The organism is Endozoicomonas ascidiicola, from assembly GCF_001646945.1.
GTDB classification, from domain to species: Bacteria; Pseudomonadota; Gammaproteobacteria; order Pseudomonadales; family Endozoicomonadaceae; genus Endozoicomonas; species Endozoicomonas ascidiicola.
This window is the reverse complement of the sequence record NZ_LUTV01000002.1, coordinates 277,415-297,870: the sequence shown is the minus strand read 5'-3', so window position 1 is coordinate 297,870 and position 20,456 is coordinate 277,415. Positions and strand designations below refer to the sequence as shown.

The following is a 20,456-nucleotide window of genomic DNA, read 5'->3' as shown; positions in this document are numbered from 1 at the left end:
GAGGGTACAGAGATTTAAGCAGTTTTAAATTCCGCACCTGGGGACCTTGGGCACGGGGGTTTTTGGTTAAAAAACAGGCAGTATAATTAGTCATTGCTAATCGCCTCCAAACCTTTCTCAGAGACCATCACAAAAGGCGCATCAACAGTAATGAGCTCTCGATGAATCATGGCATCAATCGTTCTCCGCCAATGCTTGGAGCAGATGAAACCCTGCTCATAGCATTCATCTTTCAGATTCTTCAGCTCTATTCGTGCATTAACGGGATCACGACCGCTGTTCTCTAAACGATGTTGAGCATTTCCAATCAAACTGTTGAGGGCTTCTATAATCCGCCGCTGTCGATCACCGAGTTTCTTGATGGGTGTCTTGCTGGGTTCCTCCTGATCAATGCCATGCTCAAGATACCGCAGCACACAGCTGTACTGCGGTTCGCCATCTTCATCCAGAAAAGGAAGCTGAACAGGATCAAACATAAAGTTCATCGGTTTTGGTTCATCCGCATCTTTCATCTTCTTGGTGATAATCTTCACTGTGTCGTCTGATTTCACCACCGCATATTCAGCGTCCAGCGCAGCCTTGAGAGCACTGTTGCCGCGAGCCCGATCTTTTGAGCCAACGCCCGTATGGTGAACGATCATCACGCAGCACTCATACTTGGCACGAAGCAATTGGTCGATGTGATTGATAAAGACATTCATCTCCTGAGTGGCATTCTCATCACCAGGACCGAAGTTTCTCGCCAGCGTATCAATGACAATCAGAGAAGGAATGTCACTGTTATTTTCCTGAATGATGCTTTCAATGCTGTCACTGACTGCTCGAGCGTTCGCGGTATTGGTTAACGCAGCAGAGCATTTGCTGACGTAGATGGGTGCATTGCGCAGGTTGTAACCATTAGTTTGCTGCCACGCCATTAATCGTCGTGAGAGGCCGTTAAAGCCTTCGCCTGCGATGTAGAAAACCGGACCTTGTCGTTTGACGGGCTTGCCATGCCAATCCTTGCCTGTAGCAACACAGCAAGCCAAATCAATGGCTGAAAACGATTTACCGCAGGCAGGTTCGCCAAACATCAGAGAGAGGCTGTCCATTTCCAGAAAGCCCTTGATCAACCAGTTGATCGGCTTCACACCATTGACCAGTTCTTCAACATGGCAAAACTCAAACAAAGGCTTCGGTGGTGGCTCAATGGAAATAACGGCGCCCGGATTGTTGTTGGTGTGCGTTTTGGAGATGCTGGCGATGGTGGTATTCAATTCTGCATCGGACAGTGGTGGTGTATTGGATTGGTTCCACTGATCAAGGGTTCTTTTGATATCCATCAGAGAGTGCCCCTGCTGAATAAGTTGACCAGCCATACTTGCTGCGGCGTTATTCCTGCCCTGACCTTCGGCTAAATTGCTACCGTCGTGTGGTAGCTGGTATTGATCCGTAGAAAATCCCAGATCACCCACTGGCTTATCTTCAGCCGCTTGCCCGTTAAAGCCATTGATGGTGGCTATATCATCTGGTGTCAGCATGGGCAGATCGTGAATATCGTTGATATCCATATAGCCATCGGTTTCCCATTGATAGAGCGTACCGTCTGCATGAGTGCTGCCGGGAGCGACTACATAACCACCAATACCTCGCAGGTCGATCTTATTCTTTCTGACAGAGTTATGGATGGGATAGTCCGGGTTTACCTGAAAATAGTAGTGCTTGCCTTTACTGGTGGTGGCTCTTAATGGTGTACGGGTAATGGCGCCTTCTTCAATAAACCTAACGGCTTCTGCACTGTCCGCATCAACGACCACGACACCATATCCGGTGATGATAGCCCAGTTCGTGTGCGGAAAAAGTTGAGCCCAATGCTCTACCTGACTGTCATCCGGTGCTTCATCTTGATACTGCTTCCAACGAAAGCGCGGTGCTTTTGGCCATTCGTTTTTTGCTTTTCCTGTATCACCAGAACAGCGACCATCAACAAACCAGGCGGGAGGTTCCTCGAAAGGAGAGCCGAGCGGCACAATAGATAGACCTGCCTCATTCAGTTTCCAGGCTTCTGATGCCGTGTTGGGTAGATTCGATTCCATACAAGTCGTTCCTTCTTGTTGTATTTGTTGTTGGTGGCAGAGTGTCGTTTATGAATTGGACTCGTCGGACTGCAGCATCTCCGGTGTCCAGTGCGGCACCATGCAAGACCAGAGCAACTGTTTCATGCGGGATATGGCTTTATGGCCATTCTCTATCTGGGAGAGTTCGCCTTTTGAGCAATAGAGGAATTCAGCCATCTGCTCCATGCTGATGCCCCGTTCGAGGCGGTAAGCCCGAATCAGCTGACCCGGGGTTTTCGGTTGGGTGGGTTCTCGCTTGATCACCATCTTCCGGTTCCTTGTGGAAGTCAGGGAAATCAAATTATTGAATCTGTCTACTTATAATGTCAATGATTGTTTAATTAAATAGTGGCTATTTATACAGTATGTTGAAGTCGCTATTTTTTCCCCATAATGGTTTTAAACAACAGCTCGTCAATACTTGCCAATGTCACTACAAGGAAAAGAAACGTGAACTGGAAGCAACGCACCAAGGAGCTACTGGCGGAAAGAGGGATGTCGCAATCAGACCTGTCCAGAGCATTAGGCGTTACCCGCGCCACTATCTCTCTCTGGCTGGGCGAGTCCAGCAGTTACACCGATTACAATGTGGCCAAAATTCAATACAAACTTGCTGCCGCGCTGGATGTGCCGAAGGACTATCTGGCGAAAGGCAACGACATCAATAAGCCCCAGGGGCGCGGCGTTCCGGTATTACCTTATGAAGCGATCGGGCGCTGGCTGGATGAAAGTATCTGTGATGAAAACACGACACTGATGTTCTGCCCGGTTCGTTGCAGCCCAATGAGTTATGCGCTGAAAGTGCGTGGAAGTGCCATGGATAGTCAGGGGCGATCTGGTGCCAGTTTTCCCGCAGACAATATGATTTATGTTGATCCCAAGCTGCCACTGAAAGAAGGCAATATCTGTATATTGGAAGATAAGGAGATCATGCTGGGCATCTACGAACGGGTAAATGGTCAGGATACGGTCGTGTTTTTGAACGCCAATTCACCCCGACTGCAGGTGGAAAGCCTGAAGTATCATGGCACCGTGATCGGCACCTTTACTGAGGTCCGTCAATACTGAAACAAACCCGATCCGAAAAAATATTAACTTATATTTAAACAATCATTGACAACTAATTTTCTGAAAGGCAGTCTGTATTTAACAATCAATAACAGATCGCCTAATCAGTCATGAACAAAACGGACTTTTCTGCTGTTCAGGATGTAATCAGCACTCTCGCACAACAAGTGGTTTCGCTGCACGGCGAAGCCCAACACCTTTCCCAACAAATCACTGCTGTCCAATGTGAGTCTCAGTCTGCTGTCGATGCGCTGCTTGATGTGATTCAGGACTACAACCGCCAACTCAATGATCCGGATACGTCCGTCAGCCAACCGCTGACAGTCATCCCCCGTCGTTTTCGTCTTGGGGAATTACTGGTGGATTTGACCAAAGATCAGCAAGTGGTAGTGACGTCCATCCCGGAACTCAATGACCTGCTCAGCGGCTGACTGAGTTCCACCCCTCCCACCCCGCAAAAAAAGGAAATTGCGATGACCGAAAGCAATGATGCTTCACGGCTGGACAAACTCGCCTACGAGTTAGAACTGGCCAAACAATCCGAGCAGCAGGCCAGAGATCTCCGCCTCGCCATTGAGCAGCAGTTATGCGACGTGGTGGGTGTGAAAGATGAAGGTAGCTACTCCATCAAAGGTGACTACTACAAAGTCACCACGGTATCCGGCTTCACTCGCACATTAGATGTAGAGAAGTGGCAAGCCCTGAAAAACCGACTCCCGGCCCATGTTGCTGAAAAAGTGGTTAGAACCAAACTGGAAATTGATACCCGCCAGTTAAAAAGCCTGCAAGGTCTTGATCCCGCGCAGTACAACAAGGTGGCAGAAGCCATTACGACCAAACCCAAGAAAGTATCGGTGAAGTATGAACGACTGGAGGTGCAGTAATGGCCATCTCTCTGGAATCCATAAGTCGTTCTTCTGGCATCAAGGCGCCCCGCATTGTTGTCCATGGCCCGGCAGGTGTTGGTAAAACCACATTAGGTTGTGGCGCTCCCAATCCTATCTTTATTCAAACTGAGGATGGTCTGGGAAAGTTAGAGGTAGATGCTTTCCCAATGATGAAGTCTTTCCAGGATGTACTGGATGCGCTGACCGTGCTTTATACGTCGGATCACAACTATCAGACTGCAGTGATTGATAGTGTTGACCACCTGGAGCCGCTGATCTGGCAACACCTTTGCGAAACCTATATTGGTCCGAAAGGTGAGCGTTTTCAGGCCATTGATGACTTCGGCTACGGAAAAGGCTTTCTTCTGGCACTGGATTTGTGGCGACAGTTATTGGAAGGCCTGGATGCCCTGCGCAATGAAAAGGGTATGGCCTTTATTTTGATTGCCCATTCCGAAATCAAGCGATTTGAAAGCCCCACAACGGACAGTTATGACCGCTATCAGATCAAACTTCATAAACGCGCCAGCGATCTTGTCCAGGAGTCCGTCGACTGCGTGATGTTTGCTGATTACAAAACCGTGATTGAAAAAGAAGAAGGCGGTTTCAATAAGGTCAAAACCCGAGGCATAAGCACCGGCCAACGCTACCTCTATACCGAAGCTCGCCCGAGTTTCGTTGCCAAGAATCGCTATGGTCTGCCGCCTGAGCTTCCGCTGAACTGGCAGGCATTTAGTGACGCACTGACCCATAACTCAAGCCAATAACAAGGAGATTACCATGGCACAGTTAGGTTTTAACGCAGGTGATTATGACCCAACCGATGAGTTTGAACCGCTACCGGCTGGCGAGTACCTGACCATGATTACTGAATCGGCGTTGGAAAACACCAAGACCGGTGGTCGTATGGTGAAACTGACCTACACCATTATGGAAGGTCAGCATGAAAGCCGGAAACTCTGGTCGCAGCACAATATAGAAAACAAAAGTCCACGGGCAGAGGAAATAGGCAGAAAAGAATTAAGCCGAATCGCTCACGCTATTGGTCAACCCATGATCAGCGACACTGATCAACTATTAAATCAGGTGATCCGTATTCGGGTAGTGATCAAAAACGATCCGGGTTACGGCCCTAAGAATGAAGTGAAGAAGTGGATCAATGTCGGTGGTCAGGCAAAACAGGGTTCGCCTGTTCCTCAGCAGCAAACGCCTGCCCAACCATCTGTTCAACAATCATCGACCCAACAACCACCACATCCGGCGACGCAATATTCTGCGCCGCCATGGGGACAGAAGTAATTATTCATTAGTCACAAGGGGGCTTGCCCCCGTTATATCAAGGAAGATTCTATGATTTTCAACTCAACGGGCACTCCCTCGCGGAAGCTCGATAAGGCTCGCTACACCAAAAAACGACCCTCCAAGACGGAAAGGAAGAAAAAAAAGAAGGCACAACGGATCGCCAGAAGACTCAACAGGAAATAACTCGAGGCCATGGAAATGGAAATTCCTGAACCACAACAGACGACGATAAAAGCCATCGTCCAACATTATGAAGATCATCAGGGAGATGCTTTTCGGGCACATCTTGGCGGCTCCATTATTGGCCGCCCTTGTGATCGGGCGCTGTGGTACACCTTTCGTTGGTGTTCAGAGGTAAAACACAATGGTCAGTTATTGCGGTTGTTTCAGACTGGCCATCTGGCAGAAGAACGGTTCGTGGCTGACCTTCGCAAGGTCGGCATCAAAGTGTTTGAGACCGATCCCGCTACAGGAAAGCAGTTCAGAGTCTCCGCTTGCAACGGACATTTTGGTGGCTCATTTGATGGTGTCGGTCAGGGCTTTATTGAAGCACCCAAGACCTGGCATCTGATTGAAATGAAAACTCACAATGAGAAGTCCTTCAACAACCTGGTCAAGAAAGGCGTGCAGGAAGCCAAGCCAGAACACTTTATTCAGATGCAGGTGTATATGCATCTGGCCAATCCACAGCTGACCAGAGCCTTCTATATAGCGGTGAATAAAAACACAGATGAGCTTTACGGTGAGCGGATTAATCTTAATCCAGTGATGGGCAAGGCTGTCGTTGAGAAAGCGGATTGCATTATTGTCAGTGATCGCCCTCTGAGCAAAATCAGCGAAGACCCCAGCTGGTACCTCTGCAAATTCTGTGATCACCACTCTATCTGCCACGGCCAGGAAGCCCCAGCAGTCAATTGCCGTACCTGCCTGCACAGCACTCCAATTGAGGATGGTGAATGGCATTGCGCCCGTCACGATATGGAAATCCCAGAGTCAGTTCAGAAGTCCGGTTGTGAACTCCATCTCTATAACCCCTACCTGTTAGACCAATTCGCTGAACCCACTGATAGCGGTGAGTTCTGGATACGCTATCGCCTGAAATCTACGGGTGAGGAGTTTATGACCGGTACGGATAAAGGGCAGTTCTCATCTCAGGAAGTTAGGGCAGTAGAAGACAAGAGCCTACTAATAGATGAAAAGCTGGTAGAGCTGAAAGCGCAGTTTGATGGAACGATTGAAACTAACCAGTGATAAAAGGAATACAAGAAATGGATCATTCAAAACGTTATCGGTACATACCAGCCAGCAATTCTCCCGCACAGGATCAGATTGATCTGATCGGGTTAAATCCAGAAGGCGGACTCTGCATTGCAGATTACCAGCAAGGTAACTTCTATCCACGAGTCACCCATTACCTGATAGAAGACACGGCATCTTTTGAGCAATACGCCCAAGAAGCGTGTAATGAAACCATCAATGATCTGGAAAAGCAGTTAGAGACGTTTCAGAACCAATCCATTCAACTCCGGGATTTATTTGCTATCACAGCATTGATTGCCGAGTTCAACAGCAACCGTGGAGTCACTATAGAACATGCCGTGGCTTTCTCTTATCAAATTGCCGACAAAATGCTGTTGGTTAGGGAGGCCGATCATGACTGATAAGCTGCGAAGAGTCAGCACAGCCGACTTCTCAGAAAACTGGATCGACCTGGAATCCGGAGAAGACAAAACCGAAATCATACGCATCAGTTTTAAAGAAGATCTGCCGTTTATCAGTCCGTTATTCTGCGAAAAAATCATCAAGTCGATTATGACAGAGATTAGTGAACAGATCGCTGAATGGCAGCAAGGCAAGCACTATGAACGTCAAATGACGTACTTTGACCGGAAAGCTGCCGAGCGGGTTGCCAATAAAATCATTAACGAGATGAAGGGCTTCGGTCGTGGCTTTTGAACTCCGCTGGTATCAGCAGGAGGCCATTGATGCGATCTATCAATACTTCAGCGCCTCCAATGGTAATCCGTTGGTCTGCGTGAGCACCGGTGGTGGCAAGTCAGTGATCATCGCTGACTTTATCCATGGCGTTTTACGACATTGGTCAGACCAACGGTTCCTGATTCTCTCCCATGTAAAAGAGATCATTGAGCAGAACCATGAAAAGATTATCGCCCAATGGCCAGAGGCTCCGACCGGTATCTATTCTGCGGCAATGAACTCACGAAATACCGATGCTCAAATACTGTTTGCCAGCATCCAAAGCGTTCATAAGCGGGCAGAGGAATTAGGGCGTTTTGATCTGCTGATTATCGATGAATGCCATCTTCTCAATAGTGAAAGTTCAGAAACAATGTACTCTCGCCTGATTGCAGGACTGCGAGAAGTTAATCCGGCACTTAAAATAGTCGGCTTCACTGCCACGCCATACCGGATGAAGCAGGGATTAATGACTGAAGGCAAGAACCCCCTATTTGATGAGATCGTTTATGAGACGGATATTCAGCGATTAATTGACGATGGTTTTCTATCACCGCTGCGATCCAAGGCCGGAAAAGACAAGATTGATCTTGCCGGTGTGCGAACGCGGCAGGGCGATTACCTCACCAGCGATATAGAAGAAGCGGTCAATAAAAACGATGTAACTGAAAAAGCCGTGGCTGAAATTATCCAATATGGCCAGGAACGGAAAGCATGGCTGATCTTTTGCGTCAGCGTGGCGCATGCTCAACAGGTGAAAGCACTGCTGATAGATGATGGCATTGAGGCTGAATGCATCACTGGTGAAACCCCGAAAGATGAACGGTCAAGTATTCTCTCTGACTATAAAGCAGGAAGGATTAAAGCGCTCTCCAGTCAGGGAGTTCTCACTACCGGTTTCGATGCGCCTTTGACCGATATGATTGCTCTGCTTCGAGCGACTAAATCACCCGGACTCTACGTCCAGATACTTGGGCGGGGCTTGCGGATTAGTCCTGAAACCAACAAGACGGACTGTTTGGTATTGGACTACGGTGGCAATGTAGAACGCCACGGACCGATCGACCGAATTACCGTTGACCATATAAAAGCAGGCAAGGGATCTGGAGAAGCTCCTGTCAAAGAATGCCCGGAATGTTTTGAACTGATCCTCGCTGGCCTGCGAGTTTGCCCTGCCTGCCACTATCAATTTCCTGAGCGGGAAAAACATGAATCAGAAGCATCCAACGCCGCACTGTTGGCAAACCAGATCGAACCGGAGTGGCTGGATGTAGATGAACTCATTTACAACCTACATGAGAAAAACGGCAAACCACCGTCAATGCAGGTCTCTTATCGCTGCGGTCTGGAAACGATCCGTGAATGGGTTTGCTTCGAACATGGCGGTTATGCACGACAGAAAGCAGTGATCTGGTGGGTAAAACGCTTTGATCACGATCCTGTTCCTGAACTGACCAACGATGCTTTGCACAGGATTAGCGAAACAAGAGACATGAAAGAACCTTGTCGGATTGAGGTTGTTCAGGATGGTCGCTGGCAACGAATCAGGGCTTATGACTTCACAATAAAAGCAGGCACCCCGAGCGAATGGAACAACAACCCCGCAGACAGGCCAAAACCACAGGGGTTTAATGCTGACCACTTTGATGTATTTGATACGGATATTGATTTTTAGGAGAGAGTCATGGAAGCCACCAAAACCAAGAAAGAACCCGACCTGATCTCTGAGTGCATAAAGAATAACACCATGGTTTACGGCTTTGTGATCTCAAACCCTTTGGCGGATGAATTTATAGAGCTGGTTAAGACCAAGGGTGGTCGTGAATGCGAAATACTGGTTTCACTGGTTAAACAGTGGATTAAAGAAAATCAGGATTAGTGGGCGGTCGTCTGGTTCCAACCGCCTTTCAGCTTACTTTTTCATCATAATGTGCCGGCCGATTCTGGTGCCATCTTTTAAAATCTCAGCGGTGTAATCCTTCAAGACGACGATGGATACCTGAACACCCGACACCAGATGAATATCCACCAGCGTCCGTTGCTCTGCTGCTACAGGCGAATTGATCACAATCCGATCCACCACCTTTCTGAGAGCATTCACAAAAGGTTCTTGATCGGCTTTTGTAACTTCACCCAGAGAATAGCGCCGATTAAATTGAAAAATATACTGTACATTGCGGGGTAATGAAGGCGATTGAAGCCGGTCAAGTTCACTCTGTAATGCGGTAATCGACACTTCAATTTCCTGAATCTCCGACTCAGTTTTCATGACCATCGATGCACCGGTTTTGGAACCAGCGGCCACCAGTTCCGCTAAATTTTTAATTCGTTGCCGTTTTTCATCAAGCTTTGCCTGCTCTACCGCCAGCGCTTTTCCCAGTTTTTGCAGCTTATCGGATGAGGACTTTCCGATCAGATCATCAGTGCCCACCAGCGATAAGGCATACAGTAAAATAGACTGAAAAGAGCCGACTTCAAGCTTCGAACTCTGACTACAATCCCGTAATTCCTGCTTACGACGGCAAACATAGGTTGATGAAGTATTGCTCCGATTCATTCTCATTGCGGTTCCACATTCACTGCACCTCAACTTTGTTTTGAAGAAGTTAATTTTTTTGGTGCCTCTGCCCACTCCAGTATTTAATCGTTCTTTTATTCTGGCCTGAGCGGTATAGAATATATCTTCACTGACAATGGCAGGGTATGCCTGTATTTCCTCAATATCGGAGGGAGAGAAAATACCGAGTGCACGCTTTTTATGGAAGATTTTACCCAGCATAGAACCAGTATAATTTCTGTCGTATTTTTCCCGTAATTGCCGACCGATTGCTGAATAACTCATGTTCTGTTCAATACATAGATCAAAAATCTCCCGCACGATACGGGCTTCACTTTTGATAATCTCGGGCTTGCCATTTTCGATGGTGATCCATGGCGGATAGATTGACTTACGCCCAACACCACCCGCCTTCATTCGCTCAACCATCTGCTGCCATCCTGCCTTGGTTCTCGCGGACTTAATAAGACTTTCTTCGTGAGCTCGGCACATGATGGTGATTGAGATCAGCAGAGGGCCAAAATTAGCCTGGATAGATTCCTTGCTATAGTGAATGCGGTCGTAATGGGTGTAGATGGAGATGCCAAGATTTAAAATTCGGATGAACAATTCCAGCGCATCCATTATATTTGCCCGACTGAGCCTATCCAGGCTTTCGACCAGTAAGACAGCAGGCAGTTTGATCAGGCCACTTTCAGCTGCCTTGATGAATCCGCCGAGAGCTGCCCGGTCATCCAGATTTTTAGAATGGTATGCCGATATGCCGATGTCAGTTAAATGAAAGCTGGTATCCATAGTCCAGCCATTCTCATCACAGGTCTTTTCAGCGGCTTCCACTTGCCGCATGATGCCACCACCTTTGGCTTGAGAAGGAGATGAGATTCGGTAGTAGGAATAGCAGTACACGGGTACCGCGAGAGGCTCTTCTTTTGTGTCTATCATAATGCCCTCCTAACTTGTTATATTGCATTAACAACGATAGGTGGGCAATTATATTGTATCCGTCATCTTGAAAGCCGGTGGGTATAAAGGGCACACTCCAGAGAGAGACTCAATGACAGAAAATAATAATTTGCCACTGATACTGGAGCCGGAAGCTCTGGAAACATTACTGGCCTCCGATCAGCCCCTGAAAGACAACCTGATCATCATCGATCTTTGCAATCCACAGCTGTATCGTCAGGCTCATGTGCCCGGCGCCATCAGCGTCAACCCAGCCCGCTTAGTTGCAGGCACTCTGCCCGCCAGAGGCAAGCTCCCGCCCGTCAGTCAGCTCGAAGCCTTATTCGGCGAGCTGGGCTACACCGGCGAAGAGCATTTTATCGTCTATGATGATGAAGGCGGTGGCTGGGCTGGTCGTTTTATCTGGACTCTGGATGTGATCGGGCACAAGCATTATTCCTACCTCAACGGCGGCATTCACGCGTGGTTAAAGGAAAAGCATCCGGTGGAAAGTCAGCTCAACCAGAGAGCTTCTGCCGATGCTTCTATACAAACGGTTTCTCTGAACATTGATGACAGCGTTATCGCTTCCAGTGACTTTATTATTGATAGCCTGGATAACCCTGAATTTGTCATCTGGGATGCACGTTCACCAGAAGAGTACAGTGGCGAAAAAGTCATGGCGCAGAAAGCCGGCCATATCCCCGGCGCCGTGAATTTTGAATGGACTCGCGCCATGGATCCCCAGAGAAACTACCGAATAAAAAACGGAGTGGAATCCGAACTGGCAGCCATTGGAATCAACGGTGACAAACGCATTATTACCCACTGTCAGGGCCATCATCGCTCTGGCTTTACTTATCTGGTTGCCAAGTCCCTGGGCTTTAGTAACGTCAGAGCCTACGATGGCTCCTGGTCTGAGTGGGGCAATTTACCAAATACTCCAGTCTCACTGTCAACATCCTGAAGGTGCAGGCGGCCATATGTTCAATTACAATGGCCGCGAATCCAATTTTGAAACGTGTTCTGAACTAGCTGAACACACTTCATCAGGCACTAATAAAGGATACCCTCTCATCGTGAAAGAGAAGCTGTTTGCTGCACTGCAGTATGTACTTCCTCACCACCTTATTTCCCGATCCGTTCACTACTTTGTTGAGTCACGGATCCCATGGTTTAAAAACGCCCTTATCCGCTGGGCCATCGACACCTACCATGTGGATATGGCAGAAGCCGAACGGGAAAGTGCGGAAGATTATGTTCACTTCAATGATTTTTTCACCCGCTCTCTAAAAGACGGCGCTCGTCCATTACCAGAAGATCCCGGCATGATTGTCAGCCCTGCTGATGGTGTGGTCAGTCAGATTGGTGATATCGACAATGGCCGAATTTTTCAGGCCAAAGGCCATGATTATAGTTTGGTAGAACTCCTCGGTGGCGATCTACAACTGGGTCAGGAATTTATGGGCGGTAAATTTGCCACCATTTACCTGTCACCTCGAGACTATCACCGCGTGCATATTCCAGCCGCCGGTACTCTGCACAAAATGGTGCACGTGCCTGGTCGTTTGTTCTCTGTGAATCAGGGAACGGTTGAAAACATTCCACGATTGTTTGCCCGTAACGAGCGGGTCGTGAGCATCTTTGATACCCAGTTTGGCCCAATGACAGTGATTATGGTGGGCGCCATCAACGTTGCCAGTATTGAAACCGTCTGGGCAGGATTAGTCACGCCAAAACGTGGTCAGGTGGATACAACAGCCTATGGCGATGCCAGCAATGCTGTTGAGCTGAGCCGAGGTGATGAATTGGGCCGATTCAAACTGGGCTCAACCGCTATTGTTCTGTTTGGCAAAGATCAGATCAACTGGCTGGAAAACTGGCAGTCTGGCAAGGCGGTGAAAATGGGTGAAGCCATGGCTCAAAGCAAAGCCATGAGTTCCGCTGCGTCGATCACAGAATAATCACCAGACGTTCAAAATAATGGGTATCAACACAACAGTGGTGATGCCCTTTTTTTAAGTAGCCGACAGAGCTGTACTAATAATGAATCAGGCACACTCGGATGCCATCTGGCATCGCATCCATCAAAAAACCAAACCCGTCGGCGCCCTTGGTCAGCTGGAATCCCTTGCCCACCAGCTGGCTCTGATTCAAAGCCAAAGTAAAGACGCTGCAATCCCCAACATTGCAATCCATTCCCCCACCGCCATTGTGTTTGCCGGCGATCACGGCATTGCATCGGAAGGTGTCAGCATTGCGCCCAGTGATGTCACCCGGCAGATGGTGCAAAATTTTCTGGCCGGTGGCGCTGCAATAAACTGTTTTTGTCGTATTAATCAGATTCAATTAAAAGTGGTGGATGCTGGCATTATTTCACCCATCCAGCACAACTCTGATGATCATTCTAAGGACTATATTCAACAACCTCTCGGCAATGGTACAAACAATTTTGCCCGGCAGGCCGCAATGACATCGGCTCAGGTTCATCAAGGCATTGAGCTGGGCAAGCAACTGGTGAGCCATATTATTGCTGACGGTTCCAATTTGGTGATGTTCGGCGAGATGGGCATCGGCAACACCAGCAGTGCTGCTGCCATTCTATGTGCACTCACCAACCACTCAACTCAAGCGTGCGTTGGCCGTGGCACAGGCATTAGTGATGAACAGCTGGCCAGGAAAGTGCAGGTTGTTGAGCAAAGCGTATCCCGCTGTAAAGGTATGAATGTGATCGACGTTCTGGCCGAAGTGGGTGGCTTTGAAATTGTCCAAATGGTGGGCGGATTCCTCGCCGCGGCAGAAGCCCGAACAGCGGTAATAGTCGACGGATTTATTGCATCCACTGCCGCCTATGCCGCAACGTTGATCAATCCTGATTGTCGTGATTTTATGATCTTTGCCCATCAGTCTCACGAAGCAGGCCATTCTGTTGTGCTTGCCGAATTGAACGCCAAACCTTTACTTGATCTATCCCTGCGTCTGGGCGAAGGCACCGGCGCCGCACTTGCGGTTCCATTGGTTCGGGCTGCTGCGGAGTTTTATAACACAATGGCCAGCTTCGAAGAGGCGGGAGTCGTGGTCGAGTGATGGCAGCGGTAATCTATCAATACCATTTGTTTATGCTGGCGCTTGGCTTCTTTTCGCGCATTCCGGTGCCTGCCTCCATTCCCTACAGTGAACAGCGCATGAATCAAGCGGGGCGATATTTCGCCCTTGTTGGCTTGCTCTTGGGTTTTCTATGCGCTGTCGTCTTTTGGCTGGCAAGCCTTGTTTTGCCAACGACGATTGCCGTTTTCTTAATGATCAGCTTCAGCCTAATGCTAACCGGCGCTTTCCATGAAGATGGGCTAACCGATATGGCAGATGGTATTGGTGGCGGCATGACGGTGGAACGGCGGCTGGACATTATGAAAGACAGTCGCATTGGCACCTACGGCGCCGCTGCACTGATCATGGCGCTGCTTGGTAAATTCTTAATGTTGGTAGAGTTAGCTGACTCAAATCAGCTCGCTATAGCAATCATCGTCGCTTATATGCTGAGCCGCGCAGTGGCTGCATCACTGATTTACGATACGCCTTATGTCAGTGATACGGACACCAGTAAAAGCAAACCACTGGCTCAGAAACAGTCCTCAACTGAACTGCTCATACTTGCGGTAACTGGCGTACTGCCTTGTTTTCTGTTTGGTATTGAAACAGCGATGACGATCATTGCCATCACTCTGATATTTCGCTCGCTGTTTAAACGATGGATTATCAAGCGCATCGGGGGCTTCACGGGGGATTGTCTTGGTGCTGCACAACAGTTATCAGAACTGCTTATCTATCTGATACTCATAGCCACTATGCCGTAAGCTCAAATTTGAATGAGCCATCGGCTTATTTTATGACTCAACGCCGACTTATTGGTATATTCCCACCTAATATGTCGCATTATATCAATCACGCTTCTACAAAACGCGACTGGTATGCATCCCACTTGAGGACGATTGTATCGTGACGAGCATTAAACTCGGCATCGTGATGGATCCCATTGCCTCCATCAATTACAAAAAAGACAGCTCTCTGGCCATGTTATTGGCGGCCAGTCATAAACAGTGGCAGCTGTTTTACATGGAGCAGGAAGACCTCTATCAGAAAGAGGGAAAGGCCATGGGCAGCGTGCAGCCCATGACCGTCAAAGCCGATCCTGAAGACTGGTTTGAGCTGGGCGAACGTCAGGAAATGCCTCTGGAAGAACTGGATGTGATTCTGATGCGAAAGGATCCACCTTTCGATATGGAGTTCATTTACAGCACCTACCTGCTGGAACAGGCCCAGGCCGCAGGCACATTGATCGTCAACAACCCGCGTAGTATCCGTGACTGTAACGAGAAGATGTTTGCCACTCTCTTCCCTCAGTGCACGCCGCCGGTGATGGTTTCCCGCAGCCCGCGTCTCTTGAAAGAGTTCGCTGAAGAACACGGCGATGTGGTTTTGAAACCGTTGGATGGCATGGGCGGCAGCTCTATTTTCCGCACTCATCCGGGTGACGCCAATCTCAGTGTGATTATCGAAACCCTGACCGAGCTCGGTCAACGTCAGGCCATGATTCAAAAGTATATTCCGGACATTAAATCTGGCGACAAACGCATTCTGATGATTGATGGTGAGCCTGTTCCTTATTGTCTGGCTCGTATTCCTGCGGAAGGTGAACTTCGTGGCAACCTTGCTGCCGGTGGTACTGGTGAGGGTCGACCATTGAGCGACCGTGACCGTTGGATTGCCAGTCAAGTTGGCCCGGTACTTCGGGAGAAAGGCCTGCTTTTTGTGGGTCTTGATGTCATCGGCGATTACCTGACCGAAATCAATGTTACTTCACCGACCTGCATCCGTGAGCTGGATAATCAGTTCAAATTGAACATTGCAGGAGAGTTAATGGATAAGATTGAGGCAAAGCTCACAGCTACAGATAAATGATACCAATTCAGCTTATAAATTATGGGCTGTGCAGCCATTTTGATCGACTGGATCAGCGTTGAAGCTCCTCGCCATAGCTACGGCTATGACTCGTCTCTTCGCCTTGCCCAGCCGACCAAAATAACTTGCTCACTCCACAATTTAAAAGCGCCATTGGTATAACCGGAAACTATCAGTTTTTTTCCGTTACAAAGTTGCATATAGTCAGCGGTGGTGCGAATGATTTCACCTCTTCGCCCACCGTACGGGAAGGCTCTGCTACAAGCGCCCTAAAAGCATCAAGGAAAGCAGTATTCAGAACGCTATGTCTCAGCCAGTTATTGCCTCCACGGCCGTCTCCACTGCCGACCGCCTGGGTTTTACCCTGTTTGCGGCCGCTGCCCTGCACCTTCTGGTGGTGCTGGGTATTACGTTTGCAGTGAATGATAAAACCGCACCACCGCCAACACTTGAAGTGACGCTTGCTACTTATCAAAGCAAAGAAAAGCCAAAGGATGCGGATTACCTTGCTCAGATTAACCAGCAAGGTAGTGGTACGCTGGATAAAAAAGCGCTGCCATCCAGCGATCAGCAAGCACAATTTCAGGATGAGTCTATTCGCGAAGTGCAGCCTAAAGCACAAGCGGCTGCTCAACCCGAGCAAATCATTGCCGAACAGCGCCGTATAACAACCACAGCGGCGAGCTCACACAAAACAACGGCAAAGGTTGATCTAGAAACGCCAAAACCAGCGGCAGAAGAGCGTGACAAGCCCCGCAAAGCGATTGATTTCAGGAATGAAATTGCCAGCCTGGAAGCTCAGTTTCATAAGCAAAGGCAGGATTATGCTAAACGTCCTCGTATTAAGCGGCTAACGGCGGCATCCACCCTGCAGGAAGACGGCGCCTTTTACAAAGAGTCCTGGCGCCGCAAAGTAGAAACGGTTGGCAACCTGAATTACCCCGATAAAGCCCGCAAACAAAAGCTCTACGGTGAACTGCGCTTGATGGTGGCGATTAACCGTGACGGAACCCTGAACAAGATTGAGATTCTTGATTCGTCCGGTTACCAGGTTCTCGACGATGCTGCGATTCGAATTGTTAGACTGTCATCGCCGTTTACCCCATTTGACGATACACTGAAGAGCTATGATCTCGTTGAAATCATCCGGACCTGGCGCTTCGAACCGGGGAATCGCCTGTTCAGTGAATAGATAGCTATTTCTCCTGCTCAGGCTTGCCATCAAATAGGTTTACCCTAAACTGCCGCTATGAGTAGCACTCCCTCACAAAGCTTTAAAAGCCATTTTCTGATTGCCATGCCTAGCATGGCAGATCCTTCTTTTACCGGTGCTTTAACCCTGATCTGCGAACACTCGGAAGAAGGCGCCCTGGGTCTTGTGGTTAATCGACCCAGTACACTGCTTCTGAGTGAAATTTTTCAGCAAATGGGCATAACCACCAATGAAACTTTATATACTGGTGGACACTCTGTGTATGCAGGTGGCCCTGTCTCCCAAGAGCGCGGCTTTGTTCTGCATTCCTGCGAGTCTAACTGGGATAATTGCATGACCATTTGTTCAGGCATACAACTGACAACCTCCAACGATATCCTAAGTGCCATGGCAGAAAACCGTGGGCCAAAGCAAAGCATGGTGGCCCTTGGTTACGCAGGTTGGGGCGCAGGGCAGCTGGAGCAGGAAATTGCTGACAACACATGGCTGACCTGCCAGGCCGATCCTTCCATTATTTTTGAAACACCCCATCACCTGCGGCTAAACGCTGCGGCCAAAACCCTTGGAGTTGACCTTAGCCTGATGTCTGATCAGGTAGGCCACGCATAATGACTGATAAATTATTACGAACCGTTTTAGGATTTGATTTTGGCACCCGGAATATTGGTGTTGCCGCGGGTCAGGTGATTACCCAAACAGCCACCGCCCTGCCTTCGCTGAGAGCCAAAGACGGAATTCCCGATTGGTCACAGATTGAAGCCCTGATCAGCGAATGGAAGCCGGATGCGGTGATTGTGGGGATTCCATTAAATATGGATGGTACAGAGTCTGAAATGTCTCGCCGTGCCCGTAAATTTGGCAACCGAATTCATGGTCGTTTTAATTTGCCATTTTACGAAGCCGATGAGCGGCTGACGTCTTTTGAAGCGAAAGAGTGGGCAGGAAAACTCGGGCATAAAGGGCATTACGGGTCGAAGCCCGTAGACGCCATGGCAGCGCAGATCATACTGGAAGCCTGGTTGAATGACCCGTCTAATGAATCGTTATTCAGCCAGAAAGGGTAAATTTTTGTAGGTTACTCTACAACCTTATCCCCTCCTCGTTCCCATGCTCCCGCGTGGGAATGCATACAAGTAAAACATTCCCACACAGAGCGAAGTTGTCGCAAAAGATCTGGTTCCCATGCTTTGCGTGGGAACCCATACATCTATCTCTTTGAAAATTAAGAGGTATGCATTCCCACGCGGAGCATGGGAACGAGGTTAAGGTTTGCCGACAGTATTTAAGCCTTAGAAATCATCCATCTGAACAGTGAGCTTTTTACCACTCTGTTCAGTCAGATACTCTCCATCGGTTTCAGAAGCCAGCTTGATCATCAGACGCAAGTCGTTTGGTGCATCAGAATGCTTGATGGCATCGTCGTAGGAAATCTCACCACTGTTGTACAAATCATAGAGCGCCTGGTCGAAGGTTTGCATACCAATCTCTCTGGATTTTTGCATCAACGGTTTCAGACTGTGAACATCCCCTTTACGAATCAAATCCTGTGCCAATGGTGAATTCAGGAGAACTTCTATCGCCGCCCGGCGTCCTTTGCCATCAATACAAGGCACAAGCTGCTGGGCAATAATGCCTTTCAAGTTAAGGGACAAGTCTGACCACACTTGATGATGCATTTCTGATGGGAAAAAGTTCAGAATTCGGTCCAGCGCCTGGTTCGCGTTATTGGCGTGAAGTGTTGCCACACACAGGTGACCGGTCTCTGCAAAGTTCAGGGCATAACTCATGGTGTCCTGACTTCGAATCTCACCGATCATAATAACGTCCGGCGCCTGTCGCAGCGTGTTTTTCAAAGCAATTTCATAAGACTCTGTATCAATACCCACTTCCCGCTGAGTAACAATGCATCGCCGATGGTTGTGAATAAATTCCACCGGGTCTTCGATGGTTATAATATGACCCATGTCGTTTTCATTGCGATGCCCGATCATCGCCGCCAAAGAGGTGGACTTACCCGTACCGGTAGCGCCGACCATGATGATCAATCCACGCTTGGTCATAGCGAGATCTTTCAGTATGTTGGGCAGCTTTAGAGAATCAAGGTCAGGAATTTTCTCTTCAATACGACGAAGCACCATGCCGACCTGATTACGCTGTTGAAATGCGCTAACCCGGAAACGGCCAATACCCATCTTATTAATAGCGAAGTTACACTCCAGCGACGCTTCAAATTCCGCTTTCTGTTTATCTCCCATCATGCCAAGCACAATATTTTTAGCTTCAGTAGCATTTAATGGGGTTTTGGTAACCGGAACCAGTCGGCCATCCAACTTCACACTGGGCGGAAAACCCGCCGTAATAAACAGGTCAGACGCTTTTTTAGCCACGACCAGTTTTAATAACTTCTCAATTTCCATTAAAACGCGTCCCCGTTCTTCGCTTTTTCACGGGCAACATCACGGCTAACAACCCCTTTACGCACCAGTTCGGTCAGGCACTGATCCAACGTCTGCATGCCCAGGCTGCCACCGGTCTGAATAGCAGAGTACATCTGCGCAACCTTATCTTCACGAATAAGGTTACGAATACCCGGGGAGCCGATCATAATTTCATGGGCAGCCACACGACCACCGCCGTTTTTCTTGAGCAGCGTCTGAGAGATAACCGCTTGCAAAGATTCTGACAGCATGGAACGAACCATGGCTTTCTCATCTGCCGGGAATACGTCCACGATGCGGTCAATGGTTTTAGCTGCGGATGTGGTGTGCAAGGTTCCGAATACCAGGTGACCGGTTTCTGCCGCGGTCATCGCCAGACGGATGGTTTCAAGGTCTCGCATCTCACCCACCAGAATGATATCCGGGTCTTCACGAAGCGCAGAACGCAATGCGTTGCTGAAGCTGTGGGTATCCCGGTGAACCTCACGCTGGTTAACCAGACACTTTTTCGAAACGTGGATAAATTCGATGGGGTCTTCAATGGTCAGAATGTGTTCGTACTTGGTGTCATTGATATAATCGATCATGGCAGCCAGCGTCGTACTCTTACCAGAGCCCGTTGGCCCGGTGACCAGAACCAACCCCCTTGGTTTGTCCGAAATGGTTTTAAAGACCTGTCCCATACCCAGATCATCCATGGTCAGTACTTTACTGGGAATCGCACGGAATACCGCGCCGGAGCCACGGTTCTGGTTAAAGGCGTTAACACGGAAACGGGCTACGCCGGGTACTTCAAAGGAGAAATCCGCCTCGAGGTGCTCTTCAAAATCCTTACGCTGACGGTCATTCATGATGTCATAAATCAGTCCATGGACTTCTTTCTGGTCCATTGAAGGGAGGTTGATTCGACGCACATCACCGTCTATACGAATCATGGGCGGCAGGCCTGCAGACAAGTGCAAATCCGACGCTCCCTGCTTGTAACTGAACGCGAGAAGTTCAGTAATATCCATTTAA

At 48.7% G+C, this 20,456-nt stretch carries 23 protein-coding genes; 18 read left to right on the top strand and 5 right to left on the bottom strand.

Going from position 1 to position 20,456, the window contains the following annotated elements; translation table 11 throughout:
* Nucleotides 1-86: 86 nt before the first annotated feature.
* On the bottom strand, nt 87-2,075 hold the full coding sequence (locus tag AKL11_RS24445; protein WP_095210202.1) for an AAA family ATPase: 1,989 nt from the start codon (nt 2,073-2,075) through the stop codon (nt 87-89).
* A 48-nt stretch (nt 2,076-2,123) separates the two neighbouring features.
* The gene (locus AKL11_RS05340) at nt 2,124-2,363 is read right to left on the bottom strand and encodes a helix-turn-helix domain-containing protein (protein ID WP_067515584.1); all 240 of its coding nucleotides are present in this window, start codon (nt 2,361-2,363) and stop codon (nt 2,124-2,126) included.
* 183 nt (nt 2,364-2,546) lie between these two features.
* Here AKL11_RS05340 and AKL11_RS05335 point away from each other — a divergent pair, with 183 nt between their 5' ends.
* The 10 genes from AKL11_RS05335 to AKL11_RS05290 all read left to right on the top strand — a co-directional run bounded on the left by AKL11_RS05335 (nt 2,547) and on the right by AKL11_RS05290 (nt 9,209).
* The gene (locus tag AKL11_RS05335) at nt 2,547-3,164 is read left to right on the top strand and encodes a helix-turn-helix domain-containing protein (RefSeq protein ID WP_067515583.1); all 618 of its coding nucleotides are present in this window, start codon (nt 2,547-2,549) and stop codon (nt 3,162-3,164) included.
* 110 nt (nt 3,165-3,274) lie between these two features.
* The gene (locus AKL11_RS05330) at nt 3,275-3,595 is read left to right on the top strand and encodes a hypothetical protein (RefSeq protein ID WP_067515582.1); all 321 of its coding nucleotides are present in this window, start codon (nt 3,275-3,277) and stop codon (nt 3,593-3,595) included.
* 42 nt (nt 3,596-3,637) lie between these two features.
* Nucleotides 3,638-4,048, top strand: coding sequence for a DUF7173 family protein (locus tag AKL11_RS05325; protein ID WP_067515581.1), 411 nt, complete (start codon nt 3,638-3,640; stop codon nt 4,046-4,048).
* Nucleotides 4,048-4,818 (top strand): ATP-binding protein, encoded by a 771-nt coding sequence (locus AKL11_RS05320; RefSeq protein WP_067515580.1) that lies wholly within the window; start codon nt 4,048-4,050, stop codon nt 4,816-4,818. The genes AKL11_RS05325 and AKL11_RS05320 overlap by 1 nt, the downstream gene beginning before the upstream one ends.
* Before the next feature lie 13 nt (nt 4,819-4,831).
* Nucleotides 4,832-5,350, top strand: coding sequence for a DUF669 domain-containing protein (locus AKL11_RS05315; protein ID WP_067515579.1), 519 nt, complete (start codon nt 4,832-4,834; stop codon nt 5,348-5,350).
* Between the two features lie 195 nt (nt 5,351-5,545).
* A complete protein-coding gene (locus AKL11_RS05310; protein WP_216636762.1) occupies nt 5,546-6,604 on the top strand; it encodes a hypothetical protein in 1,059 nt (352 codons plus the stop codon).
* Nucleotides 6,605-6,621: 17 nt separating this feature from the next.
* Nucleotides 6,622-7,014 (top strand): hypothetical protein, encoded by a 393-nt coding sequence (locus tag AKL11_RS05305; protein WP_067515578.1) that lies wholly within the window; start codon nt 6,622-6,624, stop codon nt 7,012-7,014.
* Nucleotides 7,007-7,309, top strand: coding sequence for a hypothetical protein (locus tag AKL11_RS05300; protein WP_067515577.1), 303 nt, complete (start codon nt 7,007-7,009; stop codon nt 7,307-7,309). The genes AKL11_RS05305 and AKL11_RS05300 overlap by 8 nt, the downstream gene beginning before the upstream one ends.
* Nucleotides 7,299-9,005 carry a DEAD/DEAH box helicase gene (locus AKL11_RS05295; RefSeq protein ID WP_067515576.1) on the top strand — a complete coding sequence of 569 codons (1,707 nt, stop codon included), beginning with the start codon at nt 7,299-7,301 and terminating at the stop codon, nt 9,003-9,005. The genes AKL11_RS05300 and AKL11_RS05295 overlap by 11 nt, the downstream gene beginning before the upstream one ends.
* Nucleotides 9,006-9,014: 9 nt before the next feature.
* Nucleotides 9,015-9,209: a hypothetical protein gene (locus AKL11_RS05290; protein ID WP_067515575.1), complete on the top strand. Its 195-nt coding sequence runs from the start codon at nt 9,015-9,017 to the stop codon at nt 9,207-9,209.
* A 33-nt stretch (nt 9,210-9,242) separates the two neighbouring features.
* On the opposite strand, the gene AKL11_RS05285 is transcribed toward AKL11_RS05290, so the two are convergent.
* On the bottom strand, nt 9,243-10,829 hold the full coding sequence (locus AKL11_RS05285; protein ID WP_067515574.1) for a recombinase family protein: 1,587 nt from the start codon (nt 10,827-10,829) through the stop codon (nt 9,243-9,245).
* A 112-nt stretch (nt 10,830-10,941) separates the two neighbouring features.
* Here AKL11_RS05285 and AKL11_RS05280 point away from each other — a divergent pair, with 112 nt between their 5' ends.
* The 8 genes from AKL11_RS05280 to ruvX all read left to right on the top strand — a co-directional run bounded on the left by AKL11_RS05280 (nt 10,942) and on the right by ruvX (nt 18,065).
* Nucleotides 10,942-11,796, top strand: coding sequence for a rhodanese-like domain-containing protein (locus AKL11_RS05280; RefSeq protein WP_067515573.1), 855 nt, complete (start codon nt 10,942-10,944; stop codon nt 11,794-11,796).
* A 112-nt stretch (nt 11,797-11,908) separates the two neighbouring features.
* On the top strand, nt 11,909-12,793 hold the full coding sequence (gene asd, locus AKL11_RS05275; protein ID WP_067515972.1) for an archaetidylserine decarboxylase: 885 nt from the start codon (nt 11,909-11,911) through the stop codon (nt 12,791-12,793).
* 82 nt (nt 12,794-12,875) lie between these two features.
* Nucleotides 12,876-13,916 carry a nicotinate-nucleotide--dimethylbenzimidazole phosphoribosyltransferase gene (cobT, locus tag AKL11_RS05270; protein ID WP_216636761.1) on the top strand — a complete coding sequence of 347 codons (1,041 nt, stop codon included), beginning with the start codon at nt 12,876-12,878 and terminating at the stop codon, nt 13,914-13,916.
* Entirely contained in the window at nt 13,916-14,683 is a 768-nt protein-coding gene (locus AKL11_RS05265; protein ID WP_067515571.1) for an adenosylcobinamide-GDP ribazoletransferase, read from the top strand. The genes cobT and AKL11_RS05265 overlap by 1 nt, the downstream gene beginning before the upstream one ends.
* Nucleotides 14,684-14,825: 142 nt before the next feature.
* A complete protein-coding gene (gene gshB, locus AKL11_RS05260; RefSeq protein WP_281180394.1) occupies nt 14,826-15,788 on the top strand; it encodes a glutathione synthase in 963 nt (320 codons plus the stop codon).
* 304 nt (nt 15,789-16,092) lie between these two features.
* Entirely contained in the window at nt 16,093-16,980 is an 888-nt protein-coding gene (locus AKL11_RS05255) for an energy transducer TonB (RefSeq protein ID WP_067515570.1), read from the top strand.
* Nucleotides 16,981-17,037: 57 nt separating this feature from the next.
* On the top strand, nt 17,038-17,610 hold the full coding sequence (locus tag AKL11_RS05250; RefSeq protein ID WP_067515569.1) for a YqgE/AlgH family protein: 573 nt from the start codon (nt 17,038-17,040) through the stop codon (nt 17,608-17,610).
* The gene (gene ruvX, locus AKL11_RS05245; protein ID WP_067515568.1) at nt 17,610-18,065 is read left to right on the top strand and encodes a Holliday junction resolvase RuvX; all 456 of its coding nucleotides are present in this window, start codon (nt 17,610-17,612) and stop codon (nt 18,063-18,065) included. The genes AKL11_RS05250 and ruvX overlap by 1 nt, the downstream gene beginning before the upstream one ends.
* Nucleotides 18,066-18,290: 225 nt before the next feature.
* Here the strand turns inward: ruvX and AKL11_RS05240 are convergent, their stop codons facing one another.
* Entirely contained in the window at nt 18,291-19,418 is a 1,128-nt protein-coding gene (locus tag AKL11_RS05240) for a PilT/PilU family type 4a pilus ATPase (RefSeq protein WP_067515567.1), read from the bottom strand.
* Nucleotides 19,418-20,452 carry a type IV pilus twitching motility protein PilT gene (locus tag AKL11_RS05235; protein ID WP_067515566.1) on the bottom strand — a complete coding sequence of 345 codons (1,035 nt, stop codon included), beginning with the start codon at nt 20,450-20,452 and terminating at the stop codon, nt 19,418-19,420. Before AKL11_RS05235 ends, AKL11_RS05240 begins: the two co-directional genes overlap by 1 nt.
* Between the last annotated feature and the right edge of the window lie 4 nt (nt 20,453-20,456).